This is a genomic window from Lachnospiraceae bacterium GAM79, from assembly GCA_020735665.1.
Classification (GTDB): domain Bacteria; phylum Bacillota; class Clostridia; order Lachnospirales; family Lachnospiraceae; genus Coprococcus.
The window spans coordinates 550,747-563,265 of record CP085928.1 but is presented as its reverse complement, the minus strand read 5'-3'; the positions used below and the strand labels follow the sequence as shown (position 1 = coordinate 563,265).

Below are 12,519 nucleotides of genomic sequence, written 5' to 3'. Positions count from 1 at the left end.
CTCCATTGTAAATATATATGTTGTACATATAAACTCTAAATAAATTTGAAGGAGTATATAAACACACATATCCACATAGTTTCTGTCCGATTTGAATATATAGAAAAAATATCCTATTCTGTAGGTTTGTCAAACATATGTTACACAGATGCCAGATAATCCTTTAGTACCTGATTTGGAGATTTCCATCCTAATGGACGCATAGGAAAGTTGTTATAATCCCTGCGATTATACACTTTCAACTGTTTGGCAAAGTCCTCAAAAGAATAAAAAGTATGAGTTGCATAAAAACGCTCATTATCCTTTCGGTGGCTTCTTTCAACTTTCCCGTTATGTCGTGGTGTAAAGGGTCGTATAACTTTATGGCGAATCCCATGCTGCTTCAGATGCACCTGAAATAGTGTGGGTTTATCACGGTGAGTGGTAAAACGATTTGTAAATTCTGCTCCATTATCAGTTTGGATACATTGAATGGGTAACGGAAAGGCTTTCACCAGATGCTCTATAAACATAGCAGAAGAATACGTGTTGTGTTCTTCAAAAGCCTCTACGAAACGCCATCTGGAATACTCGTCAATGGCAGTATACTGAAAGAATTGTTTGCCGATGACCTTGGGGTTTTTGAGGCATGCAGAAGGAACAAATTTTACATCAACCTGTATGCGTTGTCCCGGATAATCCATCTGTTCGTAAGGCTTTGGAATATATTTAGGATTTGGCGGATGAACTGCCATAATTCCCTGCTTACGGAGAAATCTGTATAGTCCAGGGATGGAACGGGAGTAACCACGCTGCTTGAGTTTAACCCAAAAGACAACAAGACCGGCATTGGGATTGCGTCTGCGCATATCAAAGATCAGCTTGATCTCTTCAGGGGTATGTTGGTTTGGATGATGATGGGGTCTGCGAGAGCGGTCACGAAGGGACTCAATAGAACCATCATAACGTCGTTTCCAACGATAAATGTATTGACGGTTGGTTTTATATTTGATAGCAGCTTTGGTGACACCAAACCTTTCAGCGTATTTGATTAAGGATAGACGATACCGCATATCTTGTGTTATAGTAGCCATAGCAGAGAACTCCTTTTTTGTTTTTTTGTTGTGGTGACTAAAATATAACACAAAAGAAGCATCTCTGCTTTTTTTATATTCAGTTGTAACACATGTATTGTAATCCTACAAATATATAGAAAAAATATCCTATTCAATCTTGACATAAGATTGGATATAATATATTATGAATGTAAATGTGGGAGGTGTTAATTATGATTGTGATATCCGAAGGAAAAGAAAATGAATTGTCAATTGGCTGTATTGAAAATGAAGGTGATTGTGGTGGTGTGGTCACTCACTAGATCAGCAATTTTCGACCATGATAGGGATTGCATATGTCATGCAGTTCCTATTTTTTATGGAGGTATCGAATGAAACTATCTAAATACAATTATATTGTCAAAAAATCCTCATATTTTCTTATATACAATACATTTACATGTGCATGTGTTATTTTAAATCAACATGAATATAATAGTTTTTGTGACACTTCTCATGATACTGAAAAATCAGAAGAATTTATAAAAATGGGACTTTGGGTTAATGATGAATGCGATGAAACGCAAAAAGCAATAGATAAACTAAAAGAAGACATATATAATAGTAAATACCAAGTATTTAAGATATACATGACTATGAAATGTAATGCAAAATGCTATTATTGCTTTGAACAGCAGTCTGTTGAAGGAAAATACAATATTAACTGTATCGAAGATATTGTAACTTTTATTAAAAATCATCTGATTCCGAATAAAAAGACCGTTATTGAATTTTTTGGTGGTGAACCATTGATAAATTCGAATGGCATTGATGATTTATGTAAAAAGCTGAATTCAAATAACATTGATTTCTACTCTAAAATGATTACTAATGGATATTTATTTAATCAAATGACAATAGCTAATAGTCTTAAAAATTGGAGATTGAAAGTAGTTCAGATTACCTTGGATGGTATGAACTGTTATTATGAGAAAGTAAAAAAATTTGGCGATCTAAATTCATTTGAACACGTTATAGAGAACATCGATACACTTACTGCTAATAAAGTTATAGTGAATATTCGAATTAATTATAGCAAGACTAATTTTGATGAAGTAATAAATCTCATTCATTTTTTAGGTGAAAAATATGTTCAAAATGAGATGGTAGGAGTTTATACCAGCCCTATTTTTGAGACTGAATCAGAAAGTAATGGATTGAAGATAGCCTTGTTCAATGAGATGTTGGGTGTAGGATTGATTAACAATGTATATAACACAATTACAACACGTGCTGGAAGATGCATTGCAAATTTGCCAAATAGTTATGCTATCTATACTAACGGGAAAGTTGGGAAATGTTCTAGAGCTATTTCTGATGGAGAATTTATAGGAAATATCTATTATACAAGTCGAGAAAAAGAAAAAAAATGGATAAATACTGAAATATCGGTTAAATGTACCAAATGCAAAAGATTTCCATTATGTAATGGTGGGTGCATTTACAAACAAAGTATAAATGAAGATTTCTGTGAAATTGATGAAGATTTATTATTGCACAAACTAAATATAATATTAGATGAAAATATTAGTAGAGTGTGTGAATAAAAGTCTGTAAATGTGATCTTCTATGATAATGATTGGGCTGAAGGCTCTCAAATGAGCATTCAGCCCTTGCTTTATATATAACAGTATTGATTCGAGCATGTCAAGAGCAGGCGAAAATTTCCGCCTGTAAAACAAGCTTTAAATTTTTTATTCGGGCAGTCGTCCTTCGTACATGATGCTCAACTCGCCATAAACCTGTCCCCAGTTTCGAAGCGGCATCGATCATTTCTTGGTTGCCTCAAAAGTGGATAGATATAAAGCCTTTAACAATGCAGTATCGCTAGGGAAGACACTTCTCTGCCGATTAAGTTTGCGGTAGGTAGCATTCAGGCTTTCGATGGCATTTGTTGTATATATAACCTTTCTGACCTCTGCAGAAAACTTAAAAATTGGCGAAATAGCATCCCAGTTTTGTTTCCAGCTTTTCATGGAATTCGGATACTTTTCGCTCCATTTTTTTGTGACTCGTTCCAATGCATCCAATGCTTTTTCTTCGGTTGGAGCCTGATAAATGGTTTTTAGGTCTGCACAGAACGGCTTACGGTCTTTGTCTGCAACATATTTCATGGTATTTCTGACCTGATGAACAATGCACCGCTGATACTCTGTTTTAGGATAGGCGGTAGCGATTGCTTCTTTAATGCCTGTCAGTCCATCTGCACAAATGATCAAAATATCCTTAACCCCACGATTTTTCAGACCATTCAAAACAGAAAGCCAGTATTTTGAACTTTCGTTTTTCCCTACTTCAATGGTTAAAACTTCCTTGTAACCATCCTGATTGATTCCCAGGATAACATAGGCTGCTAGTTTTCGGATAACGCCATTATCGCGGACAGAATAGTGGATTGCATCAATGTAAAGAACCGAATAAACTTCTGAAAGCGGTCGGTTCTGCCAATCTTCAATCTGTGGCATGATTTTGTCGGTTACATCTGAAATAAAGCCTTCTGACGCTTCAAATCCATAGATATCCTCCAGTGTATCTGATATTTGCCGGGTAGTCATACCTTTGGCATACATTGAAATAATCTTTTGATCAATGTCTGAAATGTCTTTTTGACGTTTCTTTACCACTTGTGGCTCAAAGGTAGATTTACGATCCTGTGGAACTTCGATTTTCATACTTCCATAGCTACTGTTTACCCGTTTGGTCTTATAGCCGTTACGGTAGTCGTCGCTGTCTGAGCGTTCAGATTTGGAGTATCCAAAATGATCGTCCATTTCAGCTTCCATCATTTCTTTGATGGTTCCGCCAAGCAGATCTTTCAAGGCATCTTGAATGTCCTGCGCGGATTCAATGTCATACTCTTCAAGGAGCTGACGAATGATGTTTCTTTTTTCTTCGGTCATTTGTACTTTGTGTACCGGTTTCTTTTCTCTTGCCATAAAATAAGGCCTCCTATGATTTTATATTTTATCATAGAAGACCTTAAAATCCTATTTACAGAAAAACTTTCACAGGCTCGCCTTCTATAAAACATGGGAGTTTCTCATTTGGAAAAGCTTCTGCATAGATTAGGCTACTTACTCCAAGCGTGGTCGCAAAAATATGAACCTTGTTAATCTCACCTGTTTCAGTGTCTGTTAAAAGTTCCGGCTGATCGCCGACCCAGTCGATATACATCTTTTCACCCGGGATTCGGTTTACAGCCATTGATACTTTCTGACCACCATAGTTTTCCGCTATGAATCGGTTGAAGTATTCATAAAACTGTGACTTCTCATAACCATCAGGATTCTTTTCTTTATAATCCAGCCAGCAGAACGAAATGTTCATGCGGCTTCCTGGTGTATGGATTCTGTCATAGTAATACTGGAAATCTGGAAGAGGGATATCTTTCCTCTGTAGATTTTTCTGCGGATAGAAAAGGTCCTCAACTTCCTTAGGTGCCATCATTCGGAGTTCCTCAATCGGGATCCCGTTGGCATGATATCGGCTCATGATCAGATTTAACGTACCTGAGCCAATCTTGTAACGGTCCATAACAGACTTGGTCTGGCATCCATTCAAACGCATCTGGATGGAGCCGATAATCGTGTTGTAGTCTTGCATAGTTATGCCTTCTTTCGTAATCATTTGATGACTACGAAAGAACTATAACACGTTGAAAACTTATTGATCAGCTGAAGCGGAAATACGTTCAGCTACATCCGGAAAGACCGATCAGTTCTTAGCGGAATACGTGGTCAGATGAGCCGGAATTTGCAACCTCCTTAACGTAGTTGGAAAATACGCGCGAATTTTCCAACTTTTTAGGAAGATTATCTCAAATTTTTTAAGAATACGGTAGGGTACTGGCTATGGAGCGTTTACGATCAGTAACAGAAAGATCCATACAAAGAAGCGCCAGAACCGACATTTGCCGAAACTGGCGCTTCTTTATCTACGGACTTTTTTTACAGCCCCTTATTATTTTAATGGCAACTGTGGCGAAACTTTTATCCCCCCCCAGATACTCATCTAGTTTATTTACTTGTATCATTAGCACAGTGTTAGTAATCAGCTATATTCACTTACCAAACACGGTCATCAATTATAATATCTGAATAATTTTTGATATTTTTTGTTGATTCCAAAGGCGTAAGTCTAAATGCTCCATTGCCGATATATGTTATTGATTTTGGTAGGCAAATGGAATCTATATTAGTTTCACTGAATGCCATGTTCCCAATATATGTAAGCGTTTCAGGAAGCACAACACTTGTAATATGCGTACGTGCAAATGCACTTTCTCTAATCTCGGTAATACCTTTTGGAATAACAACATCTTTTTGAATGCCTATATATAAGAGCAACTTATTATCTGATACTATAAACTGACTATTCCAATCAAGATTTTTTATATGAATCAGTTCTTTTACATAGTTGCTACAGTCGCATGCACCATTTTGAAAATTGACGCTATAAATTTGATCGCCTAACCCTATCATACTATCAAAGTGCATATAGAATTCCATACCATTATTGAACACCAAAGAAATATGTCCATTACAATCTTCAATCATACCACTTTTAGCTCTATAACGAATTTCTCTGAGCTCTGATAACTTTAAATTTGTGCACTCACAATCAATAACCAGATTACCATTTTTATCAACTCCATAATCTGCATCACACTCTGGATCATCCGAGATAATAATCCTGTCATTATAAGAAATTCCTGTGATTTTACATACTTTTTCCAATATTCTTGTGAATTCTTTCACGAAAGTTTTTCCATCCATTTTGAAACAACTATATCCTCCTAGTCCATTCATAATTTTATATGTTACAAATGAAACACATTAAATATCAAGTCCATTAGCAATACGCACAGCATGTTCCCTCTGGGATTCTCACACACCTTTTGTTCTCTTCCATGGTTGTACATCCTTGTTTTCATGTTCTCTACTCATTATTACGTTACTCTGCATATATCGACACAAAAACACGATTATTGCATACTCTCATCATTTTTCATAAACATTTTTTTATTATTATATTACTTTCATAGCATCAAAGCAATATATTGTCATCTTGTTAACCTTAGGTATTACCAATGGGAAATATATTGATTTCAAGCCGTTAAGCTGCATTGTTATCTTTGAATAATTCTAATTCTTTTAAAGCGGTTTCTTCTGTTGGAGCCGCATATATAAGCTTCAGATCAGCCATCAGCTTTTTGATATCTTTGTATGAAACAAACTTTTTGATCTTAGCTGTGCAAAATGCGAAATCATCTGTATTTTTATTGAATCGTACGCATGCAATATCTCTTACCTACGTCCCGCAACATATTCTATCAACAACTTAATTTTATCTCACTATCTACTCTTATGCTTATCCATCTGCCCCCGATTTATCATCGTATCCGTTATATTCTTTTTCCCATCCTGCTTTGCCATATATGCCTCAAAAGCATCAGCTCCATATACCGGCTGTTCTTCATCAACTACTGCTAATCGCCCTAGAGGAAGATGTGATGTTTCTCTTTCTGGTGTTCCATAGTTTTCCTTATTTTCTGACTTTGACTCTTTCCTGCGATCTCTCAGCTCCTGCATGCGTCTGTCCATAACATCGAGGCGAAGATTATCTACTTTGTCGATGGCGGCATCGAGGTGAAGTTCCAGCCCAGTATAAACTTTCTTCTGCCACTCCCATGGTTTACGGAGATATGTCTGGTTATCACGGGCTATATCATCCTGCACATAATCTTTTTTCTCCCTGCCAGCAAGCGCGCGGAAGCTGTCTGCGATCTGACGACTCGCGGTTCTCATACCTTCTGAGAATCCATCAATTCTTGCAAGTGTCTGGTCTGTCTCACGGATTCCCTCACGTACTTTCTCACGGATTTCTGACAGCTTCTCCTTTGCCCCGAGGAAGTCAGCCACCTTGTTCAGAGCCTCTTTCCCCTTCTGCCTAAAGTCACCTACAATCTCTGCAGCCTTTATCTCCATATCATTTTTCGCCTCAAGAAGTTTCTGTTTCATCTCATTACATCGCGACTGTGCCTTACCGACCACATCTGATAAGACTTCTTTCAGACTCTTTGATACCTGTTCATCACGCATCGCCTGCATTTCCTTGCGCATCTGATTTATTTCCTGCGTCATCTGATCTAAGCGATTGCCGATGATATCAATATAAGCTATCATCTCAAATACGTCTCCAGCCTGACGTCCTCTGTCATTTGATTTTCAGCTATTAAAGATTGCATCCGCACTGGGTGTCAGCATAAATGAATTTCTTACTTTTGAAATCTCTACAATAGGGGATGTCCTGTCTATCCTTATGAGACTGGATGAACAAACTGACATGGACATAACAGGTAAAAAAGACGAAAACGGAGATTACATACCGGACAGCATTTCATTCTCATTTTCAAATGATTCCATCAATAATGCCCTTGCTGCATATCTTGCCTATAAAGATAAGAAGAATGCAGCTATCAAACCAGAAGCTGCCGATGTAGTATATTCTGTTGATGAGCAAAAGATATTGATGGAACATACGCGAAACACACTACTTATTTCTACAGAACATATTTAACATTTCATTATAAAAAATAAAGACGTCATGCATTTTTCTATGCTGACGTCTTTATCTTATAATCCTATCTTGGGGCAATCTTATTATATCCACATTACTCAGTTAATTTTTGGTGTACCAGTTAGTGTACCATTTTTTTATGAATTATATAAATTTATACTAGATTTTATGTATCTAGCAATCACCGAAGAACCCTTGATTTATAAGGCTTTATCGATATTTATGAGGATATATAGAATTATGAAAATAAGGCTGATAAATAACTATGCCGAGCTTCATGGTTATAATTCCTCCTTAAAACCTTGATTTATAAGGTCATACAACTCATACCATTCAGCCATATTACGTTATGTCAGATGGCCGTTCAAAGTTGATGCCACAAGGTAATTTTTCTCTGTATTCTTGTTCTTTACCTGTATAATGGCGCAAAAAAGCCCCAAAATAGCACGATGATTATACTACATTGGGGCATAAAATTCAATGATTATCAGCCGGTTGCCGTCAAATTACTGTCAAATTCCAAGACACATTCTCAGAATTCCCAATATCAGAAGATGCACCGGATAAAACAAATAGTTCACAAGCTTATTCTGCTTTCCACGCTTTCCATTATAAGTAAGCATCAGGCCAAAGCCCAGAAGTGCCCATGGTTCCTTATACATCGATGCAAAATTAAACGGAATAGCAATAATCGGTCTGTCATGAAAAAGATACAGAAAATAACCGATCAACACCGCATGGGAATCATAATCCAGACTCAGATTCATGGCTATCAGACAAGTTACTGCTACAATTATAAAAGATACAAGATACCACAAGAACTTGGGCAGTGTCTGCATCTTCTTTTTCAGGGCATCAATAATCCAGATCATCGCCAACACCAGCGCAAGCGTAAACATGATATTATTCCAGTTTGGTTCAAAAAATACATTAGATGTACACATATCAAACGGAACCTCTGATATAATTCCAAATACCAGGAGTGTTCCCAAATATCTCCATCGATTTCTCGTTTTAAAATATCCCTCCACCAACAGGGAAATAAAGATAGGAAATGCGATCCTGCCTAATATATCAAACAGTTCACTCATAACTATTAAAGCCTTGCTGTTAAAATATATGAAAAATGTTTTATTAACATGATCGATCAACATTGAAGCAAATGCTATATATTTCAGTTGTGCACCGGATAATAATTTTATCTTTTCTTTCATCTTTAATAACGTTCCTCTCCTACTTAAAAATAACTCTGTCTCTCGTCAATAGCGTAACAACCTCTGTATGCTCAGTAAATGGGAAGAGATCAAATGGTGTGATCTTTAACACCTGATAGCCATGTGTGGTCAGATACTTCAGATCTCTCGCAAGGGTATCCGGTCCACAGGAAATATAAACTACCTTACGCGGAGACAAAGTTACAACGGAAGAAAGAAATTCTTCCGTGCTTCCTGAACGAGGCGGATCCATAAACACAACATCAATATGCTCATCTGCGTCTGCCAGTTCTACCATAAACCTGCCTGCATCATTTGCATAGAACTCGATATTTTCTATCTTGTTCATCCGGCTGTTAATCTTCGCATCACGGATTGCTTCTGCATTCAGTTCCACACCAATCACTCGTTTTGCCCGGTCGCTTGCAACGATACCGATCGTTCCGATTCCGCAGTATGCATCTATCACCGTCTCTTTCTTTTTCAGATCCGCATATTTGATCGCCTTGTTATATAATTTCTCCGTCTGAACAGAATTGATCTGGTAAAAGCTTCCCGGCGACAGACGAAACCGTTTGCCACAGAGAACATCTTCTATATAGCCTTTGCCATAGATGACCTGATTTCGGTCACCTAACACCATATTCGTATCCTTTATATTTATATTCTGAACGATCGTTGTGATCTCCGGATGAAGCTTCAAAAGTGCATTTGCAAAATTCTTCTTCGACGGAAATACCGGAGATGCCGTCACAATGATCACCATGATCTGTCCGGTCTGATGTGCTGTCCGGATCAGCACATGACGGATCAGTCCATATCCGCTGTCTTCATTATAGATCATCATTTTAAATGAACGAAACAGCCCTGTGATATCCTGAATGATCGCATCCGCCCGCTGATCTTCGATCTTGCAGCCTTTTGTCTCTATGACATTATGAGTACCCTCCTGATATCGGCCGGAGATGATCGTACCATTCTTCAGTTTTCTGAATTCCGCACATACTTTGTTCCTGTAATAATACGGATTTTCCATTCCCACGATTGGATCGACCGGTGCAAATCCTGAAAGCAGCTTTTCCATCTCTGCCTGCTTCTTTACAAGTAATCTCCGATATTCTTCGTCTGTATATTCGTATGCCACGGGGTTGGGTTTCTTATTTGGAGACTGGACTTTTCTGCCATCCGGTTTTCTATTTCCCGGCTGTCCCTTTATATTTTCTTTCATATTTTATTTCCTTTCAAATCTCTCGTCTAAACATAGCAAAAACCAAACACATGGTCAACAACATTTCCCTGAATGTATATGACTTATGGCCTGTTTTTTTCTTTGCTCTATGCTTCACCTGTCAGGACGACTTTTGTCATATCGTGTCCGACCGCATCCAGATACGATCCGAATACATCTGCCGTGCGCATCCGCAGACTGGATGTATTCACACATGGGTGGCAGCCAAGATACTCGCCTTTTAATATGTCTTCATCCACCAGCAGCCGTACATGATGCTCCGTATCATTCATCAGTCCCATGACACTGACAGCCCCCGGTTCGATATCCAGATATTTCTCCATGTCCTCAGCCGATGCAAATGACAGTCTTGCGCTCCCGATCTGTGAAGTGATCTCCTTCGTTTTAAACGGCTTGTCGCCCGGCATCATCAACAGATAAAACTGTGTCTTCTGACGATTGCACAGGAAAAGATTCTTACAGATTGTCGCCTGCAACATCTTATCAATCTCCTCACATACTTCCATCGTAAATGCCGGTTCATGGTCGACTCTCTTATATTCTATTCCAAGATGGTCAAGAAAATCATATACCCGAATCTCCTTCTCCAGTCTTCCTTCCGTATTCTCCGGTCTTCCATCCAAAAGTTCCAACAGTACTTTGTCCTCCCGTTCCTTATATCTACCTCTGCTGCTCTGTCTGCTGTTCATCCAACATATGTTCAAACTCCGGAATCGGAACAGGCTTGGAAAAATAAAATCCCTGAGATACGCTACATCCATTATCATAAAGGAAATCTGCCGTTCCTCGATTCTCTACGCCTTCTGCTATAATACTTAAGCCCAAATCATTTGACATGGATATCACATGAGAAATGATCGTCTCACCCTGTTTACTGTCCAAACATTCATCCAAAAACTGCCGATCCATCTTCAATACGTCAAATGGTGTATTCTTCAACATACAAAGGGAAGAATAACCTGATCCGAAATCATCCATTAACAATGTAAATCCCGCCTGTTTCAAACTATTGATATAAGACAATGATTCTGCATTCTCCGTTGTCTCCGTGATCTCTAACTGGAACAGCTCCATCGGAATCTGATATTTGTCGATCAGATTCTTGATATATCCAGCAACATCTTCTTTCTGAAGATAGGTTCTCGACACATTCACCGAGATTGGAAGTGGTTGCCTTCCGGTATCCAGCCATCTTCTAATAACTTTACATACCATCTCCCACATGAAACAGTCTAATTTGTATATAAATCCATTTGCCTCAAATACCGGAATAAATTCCATCGGCGACTTGCATTTTCCATTTGCATCAATCCAGCGCACAAGCGCCTCTGCTCCGACGATCTTCGCATGGCTTCTGTCATACTGGTACTTTGGCTGAAGATAAACCTGAAATTCTTCCCGTCTCAGAGCCTCCTCCTCAACTTCCTCGATCGCTCCCGTCTGTTTCACATGATTCATCAGCGTATCCTCATAGAATACAACCTTATTCAAAATCGTCCGCTTACCCTCTGCACGGGCAAGTCCTGCTTCATCTCCATGCTTGCGATATGCCGTTGAGCTGCCCGGTACGATATTCACTCCATATGTAATGCTTAACTTGATATCACCATATCTCCGAATTTTTTCATCAAGTTTATCAATAAATTCCATGATTTCTTCTCTGGAATTATAATAGGTCACGATCTGGAATACATCCGCTGACAATCTACAATGCAGATGTTCCTTATCACACATCACATCCAGCGTGTCATATATATACCGAAGAATATTATCTCCTGTATCACTGCCATACTTCTCATTGATATACTTAAATCTACGGACATCAAACTGAATATATGCATACTCCCGCTCCGGATGCTCTGCCTGAAAACGCGCAATCTTCTTGAGAAAGAATGCCGGATTCTTATCATTGCTAAACGATGTCACAATCTCCCGATTCTCTAATTCCTGTTTGCGCATGATCCGTATCATGCCCACATACTCCCGAATCAATCCTTTTTCATCTTTCTCAAGGTAACAAAGGACTGCCATCAGAGCTTTCTTCCCTGATCTGGTCTCAAGATGCACCCATGTCTCCAAATCATCCATCTTGATCGGCTCTTTTGTTCCCTGCTCAATCTGTCTATACAAATTGCACATTTTATTCTTCTCTGTTTCTTCTATACATGTACAGTCGCAAAATGCTTTTAGTAAATTTTTATCATCCGGATTCAACTCATCAGGCAGAATATCATTTTCCTCAATCGTGTAAAACCGCTCTTGCAGATTCGCGTAAAAATATATGGCGTCGCGGTGATTTTTCCTTATTCTGTTAATCTCTCTCCATGATTCAAATGCCATAATAATATCTTCTCCCAACAATGAATACTTACCTAATTTTACA

General features: G+C 38.3%; 10 protein-coding genes and 1 pseudogene. 2 read left to right on the top strand and 9 right to left on the bottom strand.

Going from position 1 to position 12,519, the window contains the following annotated elements:
• Window positions 1-140: 140 nt before the first annotated feature.
• Window positions 141-1,073 carry a DDE-type integrase/transposase/recombinase gene (locus tag LK416_02460; protein UEA75064.1) on the bottom strand — a complete coding sequence of 311 codons (933 nt, stop codon included), beginning with the start codon at window positions 1,071-1,073 and terminating at the stop codon, window positions 141-143.
• A 353-nt stretch (window positions 1,074-1,426) separates the two neighbouring features.
• On the opposite strand from LK416_02460, the gene LK416_02455 reads away from it, so the two are divergent.
• On the top strand, window positions 1,427-2,641 hold the full coding sequence (locus LK416_02455) for a radical SAM protein (protein ID UEA75063.1): 1,215 nt from the start codon (window positions 1,427-1,429) through the stop codon (window positions 2,639-2,641).
• A gap of 147 nt (window positions 2,642-2,788) precedes the next feature.
• Here LK416_02455 and LK416_02450 read toward each other — a convergent pair.
• The 4 genes and pseudogenes from LK416_02450 to LK416_02435 all read right to left on the bottom strand — a co-directional run bounded on the left by LK416_02450 (window position 2,789) and on the right by LK416_02435 (window position 7,279).
• Window positions 2,789-4,030 (bottom strand): annotated as a pseudogene (locus LK416_02450) (IS256 family transposase).
• A 55-nt stretch (window positions 4,031-4,085) separates the two neighbouring features.
• Window positions 4,086-4,697, bottom strand: coding sequence for a transposase (locus LK416_02445; protein UEA75062.1), 612 nt, complete (start codon window positions 4,695-4,697; stop codon window positions 4,086-4,088).
• A gap of 461 nt (window positions 4,698-5,158) precedes the next feature.
• On the bottom strand, window positions 5,159-5,869 hold the full coding sequence (locus tag LK416_02440; protein UEA75061.1) for a leucine-rich repeat domain-containing protein: 711 nt from the start codon (window positions 5,867-5,869) through the stop codon (window positions 5,159-5,161).
• 579 nt (window positions 5,870-6,448) lie between these two features.
• Complete coding sequence (locus LK416_02435; GenBank protein ID UEA75060.1) at window positions 6,449-7,279, bottom strand: hypothetical protein; 831 nt, start codon at window positions 7,277-7,279, stop codon at window positions 6,449-6,451.
• 136 nt (window positions 7,280-7,415) lie between these two features.
• Between LK416_02435 and LK416_02430 the strand changes: the two genes are divergently transcribed.
• Window positions 7,416-7,673: a hypothetical protein gene (locus tag LK416_02430; GenBank protein ID UEA75059.1), complete on the top strand. Its 258-nt coding sequence runs from the start codon at window positions 7,416-7,418 to the stop codon at window positions 7,671-7,673.
• A 512-nt stretch (window positions 7,674-8,185) separates the two neighbouring features.
• Here LK416_02430 and LK416_02425 read toward each other — a convergent pair.
• From LK416_02425 to LK416_02410, 4 genes are all read right to left on the bottom strand, one after another.
• Window positions 8,186-8,887, bottom strand: a complete 702-nt coding sequence (locus LK416_02425) for a conjugal transfer protein TraX (protein ID UEA75058.1) — start codon at window positions 8,885-8,887, stop codon at window positions 8,186-8,188.
• Window positions 8,888-8,906: 19 nt separating this feature from the next.
• A complete protein-coding gene (rlmD, locus tag LK416_02420; GenBank protein ID UEA75857.1) occupies window positions 8,907-9,971 on the bottom strand; it encodes a 23S rRNA (uracil(1939)-C(5))-methyltransferase RlmD in 1,065 nt (354 codons plus the stop codon).
• Window positions 9,972-10,222: 251 nt separating this feature from the next.
• Window positions 10,223-10,768 carry a prolyl-tRNA synthetase associated domain-containing protein gene (locus LK416_02415; GenBank protein ID UEA75057.1) on the bottom strand — a complete coding sequence of 182 codons (546 nt, stop codon included), beginning with the start codon at window positions 10,766-10,768 and terminating at the stop codon, window positions 10,223-10,225.
• 28 nt (window positions 10,769-10,796) lie between these two features.
• Window positions 10,797-12,476 carry a GGDEF domain-containing phosphodiesterase gene (locus tag LK416_02410; protein ID UEA75056.1) on the bottom strand — a complete coding sequence of 560 codons (1,680 nt, stop codon included), beginning with the start codon at window positions 12,474-12,476 and terminating at the stop codon, window positions 10,797-10,799.
• Window positions 12,477-12,519: the final 43 nt, after the last annotated feature.

Bases quoted from the DNA above. Each gene is read 5' to 3' on its own strand.
- LK416_02460 (UEA75064.1), bottom strand. From the start codon at position 1,073: ATGGCTACTATAACACAAGATATGCGGTATCGTCTATCCTTAATCAAA.
- LK416_02455 (UEA75063.1), top strand. From the start codon at position 1,427: ATGAAACTATCTAAATACAATTATATTGTCAAAAAATCCTCATATTTT.
- LK416_02445 (UEA75062.1), bottom strand. From the start codon at position 4,697: ATGCAAGACTACAACACGATTATCGGCTCCATCCAGATGCGTTTGAAT.
- LK416_02440 (UEA75061.1), bottom strand. From the start codon at position 5,869: ATGGATGGAAAAACTTTCGTGAAAGAATTCACAAGAATATTGGAAAAA.
- LK416_02435 (UEA75060.1), bottom strand. From the start codon at position 7,279: ATGATAGCTTATATTGATATCATCGGCAATCGCTTAGATCAGATGACG.
- LK416_02430 (UEA75059.1), top strand. From the start codon at position 7,416: ATGAGACTGGATGAACAAACTGACATGGACATAACAGGTAAAAAAGAC.
- LK416_02425 (UEA75058.1), bottom strand. From the start codon at position 8,887: ATGAAAGAAAAGATAAAATTATTATCCGGTGCACAACTGAAATATATA.
- rlmD (UEA75857.1), bottom strand. From the start codon at position 9,971: ATGGAAAAGCTGCTTTCAGGATTTGCACCGGTCGATCCAATCGTGGGA.
- LK416_02410 (UEA75056.1), bottom strand. From the start codon at position 12,476: ATGGCATTTGAATCATGGAGAGAGATTAACAGAATAAGGAAAAATCAC.